The organism is Balneolales bacterium ANBcel1 (genome assembly GCA_029688905.1).
In the GTDB taxonomy this organism is placed as follows: Bacteria; Bacteroidota; Rhodothermia; order Balneolales; family Natronogracilivirgulaceae; genus SLLW01.
The window spans coordinates 1-17,599 of record JARULB010000008.1; the positions used below are offsets into that span (position 1 = coordinate 1).

16 protein-coding genes are annotated in these 17,599 nt (G+C 50.9%); 7 read left to right on the forward strand and 9 right to left on the reverse strand.

What is annotated here, in order from left to right; all coding sequences use genetic code 11:
- Positions 1–24: 24 nt before the first annotated feature.
- The 3 genes from fusA to rpsL are packed head-to-tail and all read right to left on the reverse strand — an operon-like array spanning position 25 to position 3,029.
- A complete protein-coding gene (gene fusA, locus QA596_11090; GenBank protein MDG5768011.1) occupies positions 25–2,127 on the reverse strand; it encodes an elongation factor G in 2,103 nt (700 codons plus the stop codon).
- A gap of 24 nt (positions 2,128–2,151) precedes the next feature.
- Positions 2,152–2,619 carry a 30S ribosomal protein S7 gene (gene rpsG / locus QA596_11095; protein MDG5768012.1) on the reverse strand — a complete coding sequence of 156 codons (468 nt, stop codon included), beginning with the start codon at positions 2,617–2,619 and terminating at the stop codon, positions 2,152–2,154.
- Positions 2,620–2,654: 35 nt separating this feature from the next.
- Complete coding sequence (gene rpsL, locus QA596_11100; protein ID MDG5768013.1) at positions 2,655–3,029, reverse strand: 30S ribosomal protein S12; 375 nt, start codon at positions 3,027–3,029, stop codon at positions 2,655–2,657.
- Between the two features lie 188 nt (positions 3,030–3,217).
- On the opposite strand from rpsL, the gene recG reads away from it, so the two are divergent.
- From recG to QA596_11120, 4 genes are read left to right on the forward strand one after another with little or no spacing between them, the layout of a single operon-like run.
- Positions 3,218–5,311 carry an ATP-dependent DNA helicase RecG gene (gene recG, locus QA596_11105; GenBank protein MDG5768014.1) on the forward strand — a complete coding sequence of 698 codons (2,094 nt, stop codon included), beginning with the start codon at positions 3,218–3,220 and terminating at the stop codon, positions 5,309–5,311.
- 57 nt (positions 5,312–5,368) lie between these two features.
- Positions 5,369–6,061 (forward strand): DUF1538 domain-containing protein, encoded by a 693-nt coding sequence (locus QA596_11110; GenBank protein ID MDG5768015.1) that lies wholly within the window; start codon positions 5,369–5,371, stop codon positions 6,059–6,061.
- 6 nt (positions 6,062–6,067) lie between these two features.
- On the forward strand, positions 6,068–6,796 hold the full coding sequence (locus QA596_11115; GenBank protein MDG5768016.1) for a DUF1538 domain-containing protein: 729 nt from the start codon (positions 6,068–6,070) through the stop codon (positions 6,794–6,796).
- Positions 6,789–7,523, forward strand: coding sequence for a P-II family nitrogen regulator (locus QA596_11120; GenBank protein ID MDG5768017.1), 735 nt, complete (start codon positions 6,789–6,791; stop codon positions 7,521–7,523). The genes QA596_11115 and QA596_11120 overlap by 8 nt, the downstream gene beginning before the upstream one ends.
- A gap of 76 nt (positions 7,524–7,599) precedes the next feature.
- On the opposite strand, the gene QA596_11125 is transcribed toward QA596_11120, so the two are convergent.
- Both QA596_11125 and QA596_11130 read right to left on the reverse strand, forming a co-directional pair.
- Entirely contained in the window at positions 7,600–8,475 is an 876-nt protein-coding gene (locus QA596_11125; protein ID MDG5768018.1) for a mechanosensitive ion channel family protein, read from the reverse strand.
- A 33-nt stretch (positions 8,476–8,508) separates the two neighbouring features.
- A complete protein-coding gene (locus QA596_11130; protein ID MDG5768019.1) occupies positions 8,509–9,285 on the reverse strand; it encodes a hypothetical protein in 777 nt (258 codons plus the stop codon).
- A 293-nt stretch (positions 9,286–9,578) separates the two neighbouring features.
- Here QA596_11130 and QA596_11135 point away from each other — a divergent pair, with 293 nt between their 5' ends.
- On the forward strand, positions 9,579–10,499 hold the full coding sequence (locus QA596_11135; GenBank protein MDG5768020.1) for a universal stress protein: 921 nt from the start codon (positions 9,579–9,581) through the stop codon (positions 10,497–10,499).
- 261 nt (positions 10,500–10,760) lie between these two features.
- Here QA596_11135 and QA596_11140 read toward each other — a convergent pair whose 3' ends face one another.
- The gene (locus QA596_11140) at positions 10,761–12,317 is read right to left on the reverse strand and encodes an outer membrane protein transport protein (GenBank protein ID MDG5768021.1); all 1,557 of its coding nucleotides are present in this window, start codon (positions 12,315–12,317) and stop codon (positions 10,761–10,763) included.
- Between the two features lie 90 nt (positions 12,318–12,407).
- Here QA596_11140 and QA596_11145 point away from each other — a divergent pair, with 90 nt between their 5' ends.
- Positions 12,408–12,974, forward strand: a complete 567-nt coding sequence (locus QA596_11145; protein MDG5768022.1) for a hypothetical protein — start codon at positions 12,408–12,410, stop codon at positions 12,972–12,974.
- A 248-nt stretch (positions 12,975–13,222) separates the two neighbouring features.
- The gene (locus QA596_11150) at positions 13,223–13,441 is read left to right on the forward strand and encodes a hypothetical protein (GenBank protein ID MDG5768023.1); all 219 of its coding nucleotides are present in this window, start codon (positions 13,223–13,225) and stop codon (positions 13,439–13,441) included.
- Positions 13,442–13,825: 384 nt separating this feature from the next.
- Here QA596_11150 and QA596_11155 read toward each other — a convergent pair whose 3' ends face one another.
- The 3 genes from QA596_11155 to QA596_11165 form a co-directional block, all read right to left on the reverse strand.
- The gene (locus tag QA596_11155) at positions 13,826–14,707 is read right to left on the reverse strand and encodes an RNA polymerase sigma factor RpoD/SigA (GenBank protein ID MDG5768024.1); all 882 of its coding nucleotides are present in this window, start codon (positions 14,705–14,707) and stop codon (positions 13,826–13,828) included.
- Between the two features lie 243 nt (positions 14,708–14,950).
- Complete coding sequence (locus tag QA596_11160) at positions 14,951–16,123, reverse strand: phosphopentomutase (GenBank protein ID MDG5768025.1); 1,173 nt, start codon at positions 16,121–16,123, stop codon at positions 14,951–14,953.
- A 1-nt stretch (position 16,124) separates the two neighbouring features.
- Positions 16,125–17,597 carry a GAF domain-containing protein gene (locus QA596_11165; protein MDG5768026.1) on the reverse strand — a complete coding sequence of 491 codons (1,473 nt, stop codon included), beginning with the start codon at positions 17,595–17,597 and terminating at the stop codon, positions 16,125–16,127.
- Positions 17,598–17,599 lie beyond the last annotated feature (2 nt).

A 17,599-nucleotide genomic window follows, 5' to 3' on the forward strand; every position in this document is an offset into this window, starting at 1 on the left:
AGCTAAAACTATTGAGCTTTCAGGTTATTTTTTTTCTTCAATGACTTCCTTCGCGATGGAATCGGGAACCGGCGCATACTTTTCAAACTCCATGGAGTAGACGGCACGGCCCTGCGACAGAGAACGCAAATGCGTGGAATATCCGAACATTTCGGACAAAGGCACTTCCGCATCAATGACCGATCCTTCGACCCTGTTTTCCATCTTGCCAATAATGCCACGTCGCCCGTTAAGGTCTCCGATGATATCACCCATGTACTCTTCCGGAGTGATTACTTCTACTTTCATGACGGGCTCAAGAAGTATCGGAGCGGCTTTTCGGGCAGCTGTCTTGAATCCAAGCTTGGCACACATCTCAAAACTGACAGCGTCTGAATCCACATCGTGGTAGGAGCCGTCAAAGACCCGCACCTTGACCCCTTCCACATTATAATTGGCCAGAACTCCATTGTTAAGCGCAAGTTTAAAGCCTTTTTCCACCGATGAGATATACTCTCTGGGGATGTTGCCGCCTACCACCTCATTAACAAATTCGAATCCGGTGTTTCCTTCCATCGGCATGATTTCGAACTGGACATCGGCAAACTTACCTTTACCACCGGTCTGCTTCTTGTAGATTTCACGATGGGTTACCGGCTTGGTAATGGCTTCACGATAGGAGACCTGCGGCTGGCCGACGTTCGCCTCTACCTTGAACTCGCGCTTCAGCCGATCCACAATTACTTCCAGGTGAAGCTCACCCATACCTGCAATGGTTGTCTGGGCGGTTTCATCATCTACATTCACCTTGAAGGTGGGATCCTCTTCGGCAAGTTTTGCAAGGCCGGTGGTCAGTTTGTCGTTATCCGCCTTTGTCTTCGGTTCCACGGCAAGCTTGATTACCGGTTCGGGGAACACCATCTGCTCCAGGATGATCGGCGATTTTTCATCACACAGCGTATCTCCTGTATGCACGGTTTTAATCCCTACCGCAGCGCAGATGTCACCGGCACGAACCTTTTCGATATCCTCTTTGGAATTGGCGTGCATTTTCAGCAACCGGCCGATTCGTTCTTTTCTTCCGGTGGATGCATTCAGCACATAGGAACCGGCATCCAGTTCTCCGGAATAGACACGAATAAAGGTCAACTTACCGACATAGGGGTCGGTCATAATTTTAAACGCCAGTGCCGCAAAGGGCTCATCGATGCTGGTTTTGCGAACACGCTTTTCCTCTTCATTATCCGGATTGATTCCCTCGATAGAATCAACATCAAGCGGGGAAGGCATGTATTTGATCGTGGAATCGAGCAGTGCCTGCACTCCCTTGTTCTTGAAAGCGGAACCGCAGAGAACGGGAGTAATGCTCAAATCAAGCGTCGCTTTGCGGAACGCCGCCTCCATCTCCTCAACGGAAATCTCTTCCTCCATCAGATACTTTTCCATCAGGGTGTCGTCATAGTCCGCAATGGACTCAATCATGATCTTGCGGAATTCATCCGCTTTGCCCTGCAAATCCTCTGGAATATCTACCTCGGCGAACTCCTTACCCTGGGTGGAATCATCCCATACAAAAGCCCTCATGCTCATGAGGTCAACTACTCCGCGAAATTCTGCTTCCGAGCCTATCGGGATTTGCAACGGAACAGGAGTTGCATTGAGCCTGAGTTTCATCTGCTCAACAACATTGTAAAAATCGGCCCCGGTACGGTCCATTTTGTTAACGAATGCCATTCTTGGCACACCGTATTTGTTCGCCTGGCGCCATACGGTCTCGGACTGTGGCTGGACGGCGCCGACAGCGCAAAAGACGGCAACGGCACCATCAAGTACACGAAGGGATCGCTCAACCTCTACAGTAAAATCTACGTGACCCGGCGTGTCGATGATGTTGATCCTGTGATCGTTCCAGTTACAGGTAGTAGCCGCCGAGGTAATGGTAATCCCGCGCTCCCGTTCCTGCTCCATCCAGTCCATAGTAGCCGCTCCGTCGTGGGTCTCGCCCAGTCGGTGACTGATTCCGGTGTAAAACAGGACTCTTTCCGTAACGGTCGTCTTACCGGCATCGATATGCGCCATGATGCCGATATTACGCGTTTTTCTAATCTGCTCGGTGATTTTTGAATTGCTTGTTGCAGTAGCTGCCATGATTCTTATGCGTAAACGTAATTACTAAAAACGAAAATGGGCAAAAGCCTTGTTTGCTTCGGCCATCCGGTGTGTGTCGTCTTTTTTGCGGACCGCACCACCTTCATTATTTGCGGCGTCCATAATTTCCCGCGCAAGCCGGGCCGACATGGACTTGTCGTTTCTGGCTTTTGCCGAACGTATCAGCCACCTCATGCTTAGTGCCGTACTGCGCTCCGGGCGCACTTCAACAGGCACCTGATAGGTCGATCCGCCAACCCTGCGGCTCTTCACCTCAATTACCGGTGCGGTATTATTCAAAGCGTCCTTGAACACCTCTACACCAACCTTGCCGGTCTTCTCTTCTATCACCGAAAAAGCCTGCTTCAACATTCTGCGGGCTGTGGTTTTTTTCCCGTCCTTCATAAGGCAGTTCACAAATCGCGCTACGGACTTATCCGAAAAATCCGGATCAGGCTTTACTATTCTTTTTTCGGCACTTCTTCTTCGCATTGGTCAAATAACTAAAAAGTTAACATTACAAAACCCTACTGCTTCGGGCGCTTGGAGCCGTAAAGGCTTCTGCGCTGACGCCTTTCACTCACTCCGGCAGTATCAAGCGCGCCGCGAATGATGTGATATCGCACACCCGGCAGATCCTTCACCCGGCCGCCACGAATCAACACAATACTGTGTTCCTGAAGATTGTGGCCTTCGCCCGGTATATACGCCGTCACTTCAATTCCATTGGTCAGACGTACACGAGCTACCTTCCGCAATGCCGAATTCGGCTTTTTAGGTGTAGTGGTATATACACGAGTGCATACCCCGCGACGCTGCGGACAGTTTTGTAGCGCAGGAGACGTAGTTTTCTTAGTTTTGTTCTTTCTGCCCTTACGTATAAGCTGCTGTATCGTTGGCACGGTTCATTCTGTTTGAAATGGATGTTAAATAGTTTGAAAAGATATGGAATTTGCCCTGCCATTTGCAAACACAATGTCATACAATAATCCAAATATCGATCGACAACAGCCTTTGTTTTACTTTTGCACCCAATACACCGCTCTTTTTGGCTTGTTGTTAATGCGTCTGATATATATCATTATAACAGTTGAATCTTACTAACATTTCAGGAATCAGCCCGGCAAGGGAAAAAGCGTTGAACCAGGCCGGTATTTTCACTCCGGCCGACCTGGCTCTTTTTTTCCCGAGAGCCTACATCGACCGACGCACCGTACTCCGGATCGGCAGCCTGCAGGGTGCCGGTGAAAAAGTGACGGTAACAGGAACCCTGGCTTCTGTCAGAGAGAGTGGGTTTGGAAGAAAAAAACGGCTTGAAGCGGTTCTCCAGGACGAAACCGGTATGGTGAAAGGAGTCTGGTTCAAAGGCCTCTCCTATTTTAAAAAGAGTCTCAAACAAGGAGAACAGGTCGCCTACTACGGCACGGTCAAACGGTACGGCCGCTATCTCACCATGGCACACCCTGAAGTTGAGCAACTGTCGGCCGGAGATGAAAACGGGCACAATACTTCCGTGAATGAGGATGGTTTCACCGGAATCGTTCCTGTCTATCATGGAAATCAGTTCTTCAAGAAAACGTACATCACTTCCGGGCTGCTGCGTAAGTGGATATTAACCGTACTTGACCAGCTCTCATTTCAGGAGTTTCTTCCGGAGCCACTGCTCAAACAGTTGAACTACCCCTTGCGTGAAGAGGCGTTACGCTGGATTCACGCACCGCAGTCTCCAAAACAGCATCATGCGGCGCTTGAGCGGTTCAAATTTGAGGAGCTGTTTCTCTTCGAACTTAGTGTCGTGACGCTCAAGCGGGATGTGCTCGAAAAAGCGCCCGGCAATGTAATGGCCGAAACCCGTCCTGCCACCCACCGGTTTTTCAAAGAAACGTTACCCTTTGAACTGACCGAAGGGCAGAAGTCGGCACTTGGTGACATCAAAAAAGATATCCGATCCGGAAAACAGATGAACCGGCTGCTCCAGGGGGATGTCGGATCCGGAAAAACAATCGTCGCCATCGGCGCCATGCTGATGGCCCTGGACAGCGGCTACCAGTCGGTTTTAATGGCTCCCACAGAGATACTCGCGGAACAGCACTATCATTCATTGAGTCGGTGGCTGAACCCGCTGGGGGTAAATGTCCGACTGCTCGTTGGCAATCAGAAAAAGGCCCTCAGAGACGACCTCCTGTCCGATATCGCGGGCGGTACTGCCCACATTGTAGTCGGCACCCACGCGATCATCCAGGAATCCATTCGTTTTCACCGGCTGGGCATGGCAATCATCGATGAGCAGCACCGGTTCGGGGTATCGCAGCGCGCACTTCTCCGCGAAAAAGGTGACCGCCCCCACATCCTTGTAATGTCCGCCACACCGATTCCCCGATCCCTCGCCATGACCCTGTACAGCGACCTCGACGTCTCCATTATTCGTGATCTGCCACCCGGGCGCAAACCGATTATCACGCGTGTTGTCCGGGAAGCCGACCGACCGAAGGTCTACCGGTTTATCGAAGAGCAACTGCAGGACGGCGGCCAGGTTTACATCGTGTATCCACTTATTGAAGAATCGGAAGCCATGGACCTTAAGAACGCCACGGAAGGCTTCCGCCAAATCAGCGCCGAGTTTCCGGATCACCGTACCGGTCTCCTGCACGGCAGGATGACAGCTACCGAGAAAGAGTCGATCATGCGGGATTTCTCCAGTAACCGAATCCGGATTCTGGTTTCAACTACCGTTATTGAGGTTGGGGTGGATGTGCCCAATGCGTCTATCATGGTTGTGGAACATGCTGAACGATTCGGCCTGTCGCAGCTGCACCAGCTTCGCGGACGCACCGGTCGGGGGCAACGTCAGAGCTACTGCCTGCTCATGGCCGGTGTCAAACAGAGCAAGGAGGCCCGAAGCCGGCTCGGAACCATGGAAGAAACCACCGACGGATTCAAGATCGCCGAAGCGGATCTGAAACTTCGCGGACCCGGAGATTTTCTGGGCACACGGCAAAGCGGCCTCCCCGAGTTCCGTTACGCCGACCTTTTGAACGATCAGTTTCTTTTGGAGGTTGCAAAAGAGAATGCCGTAAAACTGCTTCAGACCGACCCCGATCTGCAAAGTCCTGAGCTGAATGCACTTCGGAGGGTTTTTATTCCCTATTTGAGGGAAAAAAAGAAATTTTTCAGAATGAGCTGAACCTGTCCCCATAACCACTTCTCACCATACAGCAACCGGTAACAGACGAATTAACATATGCAAAATCTTCAGGAAACTGTTAGAGAAGTTGTTCAGGCCATATTGCCGGTGACGATTGTTGTCATTTTGTTGCAGTTTACCATCATCTGGCTGCCCCTGGAAGATTTTCTGCAATTCATCATCGGTGCGGTTATGGTATCGGCCGGACTCATCTTTTTTCTCCTGGGCGTTCACATTGGGTTGTTGCCAATCGGCGAGATGATTGGTTCCTCTTTACCGAGAATGGGCAAGGTTTGGCTAATTGTACTGATCAGCTTTCTGCTTGGATTCGTAGTAACCGTGGCCGAGCCGGATGTTCGTGTTCTGGCAAATTATGTTGACAATGTCTCCGACGGCGAGGTAAATCGCCATTTGCTGATCTATACCGTTGCCCTGGGCCTGGCCATATTCGTCGGACTAGCCATTCTCCGCATCATATACGACATCCCCATAAAATATCTGCTGACCGGTGGATATCTGGCGGTGTTCATCCTTGCCATATTTGTACCCGAACAGTTTGTATCCATCTCCTTTGACGCCGGCGGGGTCACAACAGGTCCGCTGGCCGTTCCCTTTATTCTGGCCTATGGCGTTGGAGTGGCGGCAGTACTTGGCGGACGAAAAACAACCGACAATGGCTTCGGGCTTGTTGCACTGGCTTCCATCGGACCGGTACTGGCCGTTCTGATCCTCGGAATTATTTATGGATAGGACAGTATGGAACTGAAAATTTTCAACGGAATTACGGGTGTCATTATCGAAGTGGTCTTTGCCCTTGTACCACTCATTATCTTTTTCCTGATCGCCCAGGTACTTTTCCTTCGCATTCCGTGGAAGAAGGTGACCGATATCATCAAGGGTATCGTACTGGCTTTTTTCGGTCTGACACTGTTTCTGCAGGGGGTTCATGTCGGGTTTGAACCCGCCGGCAAGCTGATGGGCGAAGTGCTCGGATCAAAAGACTACCGCTGGGTCCTGGTGCCGATCGGTTTTTTACTGGGATTTGTCGCCACCATTGCCGAACCTGCCATACGAATTCTGAACCATGAAGTGGATAAGGTATCGGGCGGTTACATCCCGAAAAATGTACTGCTCTACACGCTCTGTATCGGTGTTGGGGTTTCTATCGCGCTGGCCATGCTTCGACTGCTGGTCGGCATTCCGATCGTCTGGCTTGTACTTCCCGGTTATATTATCGCGTTGATTATGATGCACTTCACTTCTCCGACATTCACATCCGTCGCTTTTGATGCCGGAGGGGTCGCAACAGGACCGATGACTGTTACGTTTATTATGGCGATAGCACTCGGAGTAGGAGAAGCACTCCCCGACCGAAATCCGATGATCGACAGCTTCGGAATGATTGCACTGGTTGCTTTGGCACCCATTATTTCCGTACTTACGCTCGGGTTACTATACGCATGGAAGGAGCGCCGAAATGATTGACATTTTAAAAAACTGCCAGAAATTGATTGTTACGGTTGTAAGCCGTGACAAAACCGCCCGTGTTGTGAAAGCCTCAAAACGGAAGCGCGCCGAGGGCGCCACAATTATGCACGGCCAGGGAACGGGAATTGAGAAGTGTAAAACGTTTTGGGGGATTCCCCTGGAACCTGAAAAGGATGTCATCTTTACCGTTGTGTCCGATGAACATGCCGAAGAGGTGCTGGATATCATCAGCAAAAGTGTAAAAATGAGCAAGCCGGGTAATGGTGTCGCGTTTATTCTGGATATCACGCGATTTACCGGTGCTGTTCATTTGCACAAGAAAAAGAATAAACCCGAAGATTTACCGCTTAAAGCCATGGATGAGACCGCCCAGTTTGAACTGATCGTCACCATTGTCGACAAAGGATTTTGTGAAGAAATCATTACGGCATCCCGAAAAGCCGGTGCTGCCGGGGGCACCATCATAACAGGCAGGGGCACCGGAGTACACGAACGAGGCAGGCTGCTCTCTTTCAATATAGAACCTGAAAAAGAGGTGATTCTCACTCTGGTTCCACAGTCCATTACCGACGAGGTACTCGAAACCATTGTAAAAACAGGAGAACTTGACAAACCCGGCAAGGGTATCGCCTTCGTTCTGAATGTTGAAAAGGTGCTCGGCATCAATCACCTGGTTCAGGACATGCTTCACAAGCATAAGCAAGGTAATGGCAGCGGCGAATAGCAATCACCTTCCCGGTGTTTACCCTCTTTTTTGCCCTTCAAAAAGCACGCCCTTTCTGTGAGGTATCGACTCGTTGCTACTTTTCGGATGAGGTACTTCGGGTCTTCAGGTTACCGGAACCGATCAGGTCAACAGGCAGCGGCTCGCTGGCAGATCCGGCATAAACCGACACATGCGGGAACGGAATTTCGATACCCTCCTTGTCAAAACGCTCCTTGATACCCATATTCAACCCGTTTCGCAGTTTCAGAAAATCCTCCCTGGCGGCCCAGGCGACAAACAGAATGTCGATGGATGAGTTGCCGAACTTGTCAAAAATCAGCAATGGCGGTGGTTCCTGCAGGGAATAGGGGATTTTTTCCGCGACATCAAACAGCACCTCACTGACCCTCTTCAGGTCTTCCTTGTAAGCCACGGAGATGTTGCAATCCACCCTTCGGATGGGGAACCGGGTGATGTTGATGAATTCCGATTTAATCATTGACTCATTGGGAACCCTCAGAAAGCGGTTGTCGAACATGCGAAGTTTGACCGACAGGGTGTCGATGGAAAGTACAATTCCCACATTGCCACTTACGCTGACCACATCCCCCACTTTGAAAGACTGTTCAGCAATCAGAAAAAAACCACTGATAACATTCGAAATGCTTGTTTGAGATGCGAAACCCAGTGCCAGTCCGACTACACCCGCAGCGCCAAGAAGAGGTGTAAGCCCGAATCCCAGATCGTGAAGAACCATGATCACAAGAAGCACCGCGCCGGAATAAAAAACCAGTTTGCCGACCAGCATTCCATAATGCGCGTTGTATTGCTTTGAAACATACCGTATCAGTGAGCGACGGATGAATATCAGCGCAAAAAAACCAATGACTATCAGAAACAGGACGCGTATCAGCTGTAGTAACCGGGCTTCGGTCAAGTATCCTTCAAACAGGCCTGAAATAAAATCCATGGTGCCTTCCTCCTGGCATTAAACGTATCGTTATCAGTGACCGGCAATTCCAAAATCACGCAGAAGCTTGAATGTTCTGACCGCCAGGCTCTTTTTAACATTGAGCCGCGGCCCGGACAACAATTTTCCGCCTTCGGCCTCCGGCGGCAGCACCCCCTTCATTTCAATATCGCTGTGTGCTTCTCCTGAATGATGAGTGATTTTTGTCTCGTCCGCCCACATCACCCCGTCTTTTTCGTAAATGGACAGGCGCTCCGAACGCAGACATACTTTCTCGAACTTCAAATCGCTTTCACTGGTATTGTGGATGACCATCGGACAAATCACGAGATGGGGTTCGTGCAAATCGCTGGTTATCACACGTCGCAGGGTGGAAGAAAGTGCGTAGGAGTGCTCCCCTTCGGTAAAAATGCCGAACCAGGTGCCTGAGAGTATGAGTGTCGGCAATTCGGCGATGACCAGGTCGGGCTTATCCACCGGTGAAATACGCACGAAAACAGGCACCCTGCAGTATACCCGCGCGTTACCACCCGGATAAATCCGATAGGAATATTCAGTGTTTACAACGACCGGCCGATCGGGAAATACCGGAGTAAAGGTATACTCATGATATGCTTTGGGCAGAGCCGTCCGCATCCAGTCCGGATTTTCGGGAACGGGCAGTGGGTCATGGTTGCCGCTTTCATCACGTTCGGCAGCCACCCAGATGTCATTAAATACTTTTTTCAGATATATGGACAACGGGCCTATCCGATGGCTCGCAATAACATCATCTTCCAGGGTTACTGTTTTCCAGACTAAATCATTCATGAGTTGCTCAATTTGAGTTTCCAGCACATGTTAGTGCATTCTATGCAAATCGTCAAATTCCGCGTTGTCATTTCAGGTGATATTGCGCTTTCTGAACACTTTTCAGGAGATAACAGCCACCCGCTGTCGCTGTACCGGTAACGTTATTCAGAACTGTACTGCCCTGTTTCCAATACCGCGCTGTTTACCTATATTTCCAGTTGAATCCCGATCGCAACAACAAGATACAGCAACACTGCCTGAAGATCCCGTTCGGTCGTCACTCATCCATCATTTTGATCAGAGAGTCTGCCATGAAAAACCCGAAAATCCTTGTTCCAATTGATTTTTCCGAGTTGAGCGAACACGCGCTCAAGGCGGCCAACCTGTTTGCAACCAGGTTTCAGGGCACAATCACGCCCTTTCACGCCTACATTCCGGTGACCGACCTCGATGGGTTTTATTATGTGGGATCCGGCATTACCCCGCATGAAAAATACACAGAGATCGAGAAAGTTCTGAACAGGAGGCTTCAGGAAGCGGCCCGGAAACATGTTCCGGAAGATCTGTTAACTTCACCGCTGCTGGATGTCGGCAATCCAGCCCGGGCCATCACCTACAATACAAAAGATTTTGATCTGGTGATCATGAGTACCCATGGCCGTACCGGCTTCAGTCGATTTGTGATGGGATCGGTTACGGAAAAGGTATTGCGGATGTGCAACAAGCCGATGATCACCGTTACCGAAGAGTCCGATCTCGGTGAGTTGACCTCCTTGCTGGTAACCACCGATTTCTCGGAAAACTCATTCCGGATATTTCCTTTTGCCAACCGTGTTGCGGAGATTACCGGTGGCACGATAGATCTGGTGCATGTTGTGAGTGAAGAGCAGTTTTTCGATGCCAACGCCGTTAAGGGTACCATCCAGTCACGGGAAGAGGAACTTTCGGCGCTTGCCGATGAGCATTTCAGGAACATCCGGGAGCAGGTTCATGCGAAAGTGATTACCGGAAAGCGCTCTCCGCACGCGGAAATCGAGAAGCTGGCCATGGATGGAGCATATCAGCTGGTATTCATGTCATCGATCGGCAGGTCCGGGCTGGAGTACCTTATGATGGGAAGTACGGCGTCACATGTCGTTCGTACTGTCAAAAACGCGGTATTTACCTTCAACCCCCAGGGAATAAGTACAGAAAAGGCGAAGAAGCTTCATTTTAAAAACCGCGAGTTTTAATCCGCTTCGACAATTGCAAACGTGCTGATTCCATTTCCCCGATAACGACCTGCGTTGCCCGGTTCCCCGGTTTTGATACTGGTATGGCGGCTACACCGCTTGTTCACTGCTCAATCCAGAGACACACGGATATCCATTTGCCTTGTGGCATCGCATTGACGGAGTGTCGGATAAGAGCCGGCTCGGGTTCACTCTACTCCTCCAAAGCAGAACCGGATGGCGTGAAATGCCTGACATGGAAACAGCAAGCCTTATCACACCTCAAAAACGGATATTCAAACCTACAGTGGCATGCAGCCGCGTCACATCCTGGTCTGCGGTCTCGAAGAATGTAACAGGTGAGCCGGTGGCATCATCAACAATAATACCGGTACTCTCGTCGACATAATAGACATCCTCGGTGGTATTCCAGAGCCCATACTGGACGGCAATGTCGATGCTCATATTTTGCTGCAGGCCGATACCCAGGCCGGCGCTGAGAAACTGGCGGTCATTGTCTTCAAGGTATCCTATGGGATTGCTCATATAAGCCCACCCAAGACGGGGTTCAAACGCCCCGAATGTGGTAAAGGCGACACCGGCTCTGAAATTCCAGACATCCTCGAAGTTTTCATTGATAAAATTGTTCTCGGATATCTCTGTACGGCGGTCCTGAGCGTCAAAATCATCCAGCTGGATGCTGCTGTAGTTGATCCGCTCGGCGGAAAAGGATACATCCACAAACGGCAGATTTTTTGTTGCGGCTCCAAGGTTGATGCGGGCAGGACTGGTAACACTGTAGGAGTACTCTCCTTCAATCTCGGAACTGACAACGGGGCCGAAGGTATCGCCATTATCCGTCTGAACCACACCGTCAAATGTCACGACATCCAGAAACTCGGTCTGGTAATAAGTGTCGAAGCGCTCTTCCACTTTCCAGCGGGTTCCAAGCGCATAGCTGGCACCAACATCAACAAAGGATAACCCGGTATAGAGCAGTCCTGCCCGGAAATTCCAGCCTACGGCGTTCACACGAAGCCGCTCCTCAAACAGCAACTGGTCAATGTTGTAGGTACCGGTATTTGCTTCTCCGGTATAGAGAGGCTGGCGGTTAATATCCCAGGGAGCCTCTTCGATAAATACCTGGTTGAACCGGTAATTGGAAACGGGAACGCCTGCCGTAACTCCCAGAAAGAGGTCTTGCTGAAACTCGGTTGCCAGAAACAGGCTGTATTCACCGGACTGGCCCCGATGCGTGGTTTCCGCATATTGAAACACCCCTTCAAAACCGCCATAATCGAAAACCGACTGAAGCTGACCGTGCGGGTCGTCTATGGCAAAGGTGTTATAGGCGATATCATTCGTGTAATCGGTAAGCGACTGATAGGTGCGGCTGGTCATATCGTTGAACGCATCAATACTGTAGGCGCTGTTAAAGTCGGCGGTCTGAGTGTATCCACCGCCAATCACCAGGCTGCCAACGGCAGTCGGAACCCGATAAGCGAAACCGATGTTGGTCAGGCCGATTTGATTGTCATCAAAAGACGTGGTCTGTCCCAGATAGGTCGATTCCTGGGAAACATCGCGAATGCCCAGCCCGGCGGTAAAAAAACTCTTCTCGATTTTGCCGGCAACAGCCGGGTTGACAAGATAGGACCCCAGTCCCTGCAAGCGGGCTGCCGATGAGCTTCCCAGTGCAATGCTGTGGGGATCCTGACCTGGGACCTGCTGTGACAGGCGAAGTGCGTCAAAACTGTATTGAGCCTGAACGGCCGGAGCGCCCGTCAGCAAAAAAAGACAGGCGAGCAGGACGGGCGAAATAGAAAAACGGATAGCCATGAATAAAGGAATAGGATGGAAATTGGGTGATAAAAGCTACCACCAGGTTGAAGGCTGCATCAGGCTGGTTCATCTGCAAAAAAAAACAGGGTGCAAAAGGAGTGCACCCTGAATTCTCTCAATGCAAAAAATCCGGTAAAATATCAGTCATTACGACTGCGGGAGGTTCCCGAGCTTCCGCTTCCACGGCTTGTCGAGCTGCCGCTTCTGCTCACTGACCCACTGCTGCCCCTGCTCGATCCGGATGAACCCACCGATCCGGAGCTTCGCGTGGTATTGGTCGTGGACCTGGTCACTGAGCCGGTGCTGCGCGTTGTATTTGTCGTGGACCTGGTCACCGACCCTGTATTGCGGGTAGTGGTGGTAGCCGGAGAAGATCGTTGCACCCCGGATGCGGGCGATCGGGTTGTAGTGGCGGCACGATCCGTTCGAACCGATGAAGCGCCCGAACGATCGGTTCTTGCTACAGCAGTTGTGCTTCTGGTAACCGTTGAAGGAGCTGCCCGATTAACACTGCGTGTTGTGGCAGTACTTCTGTTTACACTGCTACGAGATGCATCCCTTGCTATGAAATCGGTGGAGCGGGTGGCGGTTACACTACCCGATCCGCGCACGGTACGGGTTCTGTGTGGTGAAACTCCGGTGACATTCTGGTAATTGTATACCACAACATAACGGGGCCCGAATATGCCGTAATAAGCGTGTGGTCGCCCCCATCTGTGCCATCCATAGTGATGATACCCTCCTAAATGGTACCAGGCGTATGGATAGTGCCGGGTTCTCCAGTGATATGCCCCATATCCGTACATGGGCCAAAAATGGTTTCCGAAATAGGGATCATAATATACGTTGCTGTACCCCATGGAAAAGCCCAGACTCCACATGCTGTGAGACCGGTGCCCGTAATGAATACCCGCTTGTCGCGGCCACGGGTTGCGGGAATAATCACGGAAATAAATGGTTGCGTCTTCCATTCCATCATCGTAGCCCAGGTCGTACGCATCCTGTACCGTATAGACTTCTTCGGAATGACGCTCGGAGTCGTAATGCGCCTGGCGATCATCGATTACATGCACCTGTGTGTAGCATCCGGTAACAAAGAGGGCTGCGACAGCAATTATTAAGAGATTTTTGAAGTGTGCCATGATAAACTCCCTGGTGATTTTTACTGCCCGTTATGGTTGGGTTACCTTAATGCTGCATCGACAACCATGTAACTTTAGAACGATTTCTGCCTGATTTTCTTGTTGCTTCCAATTTGCAGAGACTTCAGGCTTCAGGCCTCACCTGTTCCTCTCGTATAGTTTATCTTCCGGGCCGCTTGCCCGGACTGTACATGATCTGGATTGCTTCCGTATACTAGCAATATAGAAGAAAAACCAAAAATTGCACTGATAATTCTACTTTTTTTACGTATCAGAGAAAAAAAGGTTCGATGAGATTCCCCTTTTCCCTATCCGATCTCTCAGAGACAAAATAAACGCATCCGTCGCTGCTTAGCAGGGTTTTTATCCCAGATACACTCGCAAGGCCAGGCTTCTGTTGTGATGGCGGAGTTTTCTGAGTGCTTTTTCCTTGATCTGGCGGACACGTTCACGGGTAAGATCAAAACGTTCACCGATCTCTTCGAGGGTCAGGGAATGCTCACGGCCAATTCCAAAATAGAGTCGAATCACCTCTGCTTCCCGCTTGGTCAGCTTCGACAAAGCTCTTTCGATCTCCACCTTCAGCGACTCACCCATCAGGTCGTTGTCGGGATCTGGGGTCTCCTCATTCTCAAGTACATCCAGCAGACGGTTATCCTCACCCTGGGCAAACGGCGCATCCACAGAAAGATGGCGTCCTGAGATTTTCAGGGTATCGGAAACTTCAGACACCGTCATTTCCAGGCTCTCGGCAAGTTCCGATGCCGAGGGAATGCGTTCGTACTCCTGCTCCAGCTTGGAGAGTTCTTTTCCGATTTTATTGAGGGCACCCACCCGGTTCAACGGAAGCCGGACAATTCGACTCTGTTCGGCAAGCGCCTGCAAAATGGACTGACGGATCCACCAGACCGCGTAGGAAATAAACTTGAAGCCTCTGGTTTCATCAAAACGTTTGGCGGCTTTGATCAGGCCCAGGTTTCCCTCATTGATCAGGTCACCGAGCGACAGCCCCTGGTTTTGGTACTGTTTGGCAACAGAGACAACAAACCTCAAATTCGCCTTGGTCAGTTTTTCAAGAGCATCCTGGTCACCGGCCTGAATTTTTTTGGCCAGATCCACCTCCTCATCGGGAGTGATCAGGTTCACTTTACCGATCTCCTGCAAATACCGGTCAAGGGACTGTGATTCTCTGGTTGAAATTCCGCTGGGACTTGGATTTTTTGGTTCTTTCTTCTTTTTGGCCACTTGAAATACTTGGTTTGGGTGTTGGTTCAATCGAATGGTCCGGGGATTTTAATTCCGCAAATATACGATCTTTAGAACACGTTTTCTTGTACAACTATTTATTATCGGTGAGATTCGGGAAACGTTCCGGAACGGCTATTTCAAAACGATTCAAAAGTAAAGATGTTATTTGTCTATTATCGGCAATTATTAAAACAGCTCAACCGCAGTCCAGCATTCCTTTGAGTTCTGACAAATCGTTACTTATCTGATGAAGCTTTTCCCGGCAAAGGGGTTATCCAGCCCAAAATAGTGGCATACTGAAACGGCAACATCTGAGAACCCCGCCCGGGTCTGAAGTTCCGGTGAATCGGCTTTATGGGCCGGATACACCAGAAGGGGCGTGAACTCCCGGGAGTGGTCGGTACTGGGCATGGCCGGATCATTCCCGTGATCGCCGGTAATGATCAGCAGGTCATCCTGCTTCAAATGCTCCAGAAACTTTGGAATGGCACGGTCGATCTCCTCCAGGGCCGCGGCAAAACCGGGCACATCATTACGATGACCGAAATTCTGGTCGGTTTCGATGAGATTGATGAACACAAAGCTTTCGGATCCGGTTTTCATCTCGCCCATCACATGCAGCAGCTTCTCTATGCCCTCGGTGTTGCTCTTTGTCCGTATTGCCTTCGTAAATCCCTTTTCTGCAAACAGGTCGATGACCTTGCCGACAGAGACAGTCTCAATGCCCTGCTCCTGCAAGTATTTGGGGAGAAAGGGGTCGGGGGGAACCAGTGAGTAGTCGTGCCTCTGATCCGATTTTCGATGATAGGCTCCCGGCTCACCGGCAAAGGGACGTGCAATCACCCGGCCTACCGCGTGCTCATCCACCATAATCTCTTTACGGGCAATGATACACCAATCGTACAGAGTTTCAAGCGGAACCGTATCCACATGACACGCCACCTGAAACACACTGTCGGCCGAAGTGTAGACAATGGGCAACCCCGTCTTCTGGTGCTCTTCGCCAAACTGCTCAATGACGGCTGTACCGGATGCGGGCCGGTTGGACAGCACCCGCTCGTTGCCGGTCCGTTCACAGAATTTCCGGATGACATCCTGCGGGAACCCCTTCGGATATGTTGGAAACGGACGCTCCATCCGCACCCCGGCAATTTCCCAGTGTCCGGAGGTCGAATCCTTGCCAGCTGATTGCTGACGCATTTTCCCAAACGCGGCAAGTGGATTTCTCACAGGGGCGACCGTTTCGAGCGGGATGATGTTACCGAGACCCAGTTTTTCTAATTCCGGCAGTTTGCACCGGGTTTGATTCACGACATGCCCTAGGGTGTTGCTGCCGGCATCACCGTAGCTTTCGGCATCTTCCTGGGCACCGACACCCAGTCCGTCGATAATCAGCAGATAGCACACCCCCATCCTAAACCTCCATTTTAAATAATTCCTGCTTCATAGCCTGGTTCATCGCTTTTCTCACCTCTCCGATGATCCGGTCTGCATCCGTCCCGTTATCCATCAATAAATAACCGAGATGCAGGGTTACCCGCTCGCTGATGCCGGCGGAAAACGGGACCGGACTCCGAAATGCCTCTTCAACACCATCCGTCCACTGACCGAATGCCGCCTCATCGGCAGATTGCAACAGAAAGCAGTAGACATAGTCGCTGTATTCTCCCAGGATTCCGGAAAATCCGTATTCCTGCGGCCTGAGCCGGCGCAGAACCTGATGCTGCAGATCAAGCAGGTCGTCGAGCCGGTGTTTGCTGCGCAAATCGGCAATATTCCCGATGCCCACCATACCGACCCAGCTTTGCAATACCCCATTCCGGTTTTTGTGATGCCGTTGCAGCGTCGACAGCGCCCCTGAAAAAAGATCTTTGCGATAGCCGGAATTGCCTGCGGCAAAAATATCCTCCTGCACATCCAGCCCTGGGAACATGGACTCCATTTTGAGTCCGGCTACCCGGCATAGATTCCCAATTTTATGTTTCGTGGCTTCATTGAAAACGAGCGGATTTTCCGAGTAGGAGAGTGCAACCAGCTGTCTTCGCTGTCGGTGCATGACCGGCACGGCCAGAGAGGCTCCGTTGCATAACGGCTCGTGAACCGAGATCCGCTTGGGGTTTGCGTTCAGATGGCTTGAAAATAACGGCTCCCCGCTGCCAAGCGCCTGGCCCGAGATGGAGTTCTCCTGAACACGTAGTCCTAATGGCGGCGGATAAGCTGCTTTTTCCGAATAAAGCACGGTGTGCCAGTCATCCATGCCTCGTGCCATCAGTACGGCGCCGCCGTTACTGCCGGCATATTCCTGAAGCTCTTCCAGCAGGCAGGTAACGAGCGAATAGGCGGAACGCGACCGGATCAGTTTTTTCACCGTTTCCTCGTAATCACTCCACTCCGTCTGCTTTTCGGAGAGGTCGCTCAACTCCAGATGTGTTTTCAAAAGGCGGAAAAGTACATCTTCATACGCGGCAATAGCGGCTTCTTCTGTTCCGGTAAGCTGCGATTTTTCGGATGTCTCCACCGTCGTTATGGCTACCGTTTCCGTGTTGTAGGTAAACGGGATCAGATAGAGATAATTTACCGGAGGATCAGAGGTGTAATGGGTCAGTTCGGAGGTGGCGAGATGGGTTCCCGTCTCAAGGCGGGTTACCGACTTGATCGCATCAAACCTGCCTAAAAAGTGCTCTTTCCTGGATACACGATCCTGGTAAACCACATTCTTCTGGTTGGTTTCAAACCCCTCCAGGACCAGCACATCCCGATTGCTGTTCACCCAGTGCAGGGAGACCGTCTCCGCCTGCAGCGATGTCCTTAGCAGAATTAGCAAATCGCGAATCATCTTCTTGAAGTTTTGAAGATGTTCGCCCTCCCTGTTGTCTTTGTATGTCATTT

What these genes read in the sequence shown, in the direction of transcription:
- fusA (MDG5768011.1), bottom strand. Translation starts at nt 2,127, where the DNA reads ATGGCAGCTACTGCAACAAGCAATTCAAAAATCACCGAGCAGATTAGA.
- rpsG (MDG5768012.1), bottom strand. Translation starts at nt 2,619, where the DNA reads ATGCGAAGAAGAAGTGCCGAAAAAAGAATAGTAAAGCCTGATCCGGAT.
- QA596_11110 (MDG5768015.1), top strand. Translation starts at nt 5,369, where the DNA reads ATGCAAAATCTTCAGGAAACTGTTAGAGAAGTTGTTCAGGCCATATTG.
- QA596_11115 (MDG5768016.1), top strand. Translation starts at nt 6,068, where the DNA reads ATGGAACTGAAAATTTTCAACGGAATTACGGGTGTCATTATCGAAGTG.
- QA596_11120 (MDG5768017.1), top strand. Translation starts at nt 6,789, where the DNA reads ATGATTGACATTTTAAAAAACTGCCAGAAATTGATTGTTACGGTTGTA.
- QA596_11125 (MDG5768018.1), bottom strand. Translation starts at nt 8,475, where the DNA reads ATGGATTTTATTTCAGGCCTGTTTGAAGGATACTTGACCGAAGCCCGG.
- QA596_11130 (MDG5768019.1), bottom strand. Translation starts at nt 9,285, where the DNA reads ATGAATGATTTAGTCTGGAAAACAGTAACCCTGGAAGATGATGTTATT.
- QA596_11135 (MDG5768020.1), top strand. Translation starts at nt 9,579, where the DNA reads ATGAAAAACCCGAAAATCCTTGTTCCAATTGATTTTTCCGAGTTGAGC.
- QA596_11140 (MDG5768021.1), bottom strand. Translation starts at nt 12,317, where the DNA reads ATGGCTATCCGTTTTTCTATTTCGCCCGTCCTGCTCGCCTGTCTTTTT.
- QA596_11150 (MDG5768023.1), top strand. Translation starts at nt 13,223, where the DNA reads ATGAATACCCGCTTGTCGCGGCCACGGGTTGCGGGAATAATCACGGAA.
- QA596_11160 (MDG5768025.1), bottom strand. Translation starts at nt 16,123, where the DNA reads ATGGGGGTGTGCTATCTGCTGATTATCGACGGACTGGGTGTCGGTGCC.
- QA596_11165 (MDG5768026.1), bottom strand. Translation starts at nt 17,597, where the DNA reads ATGACATACAAAGACAACAGGGAGGGCGAACATCTTCAAAACTTCAAG.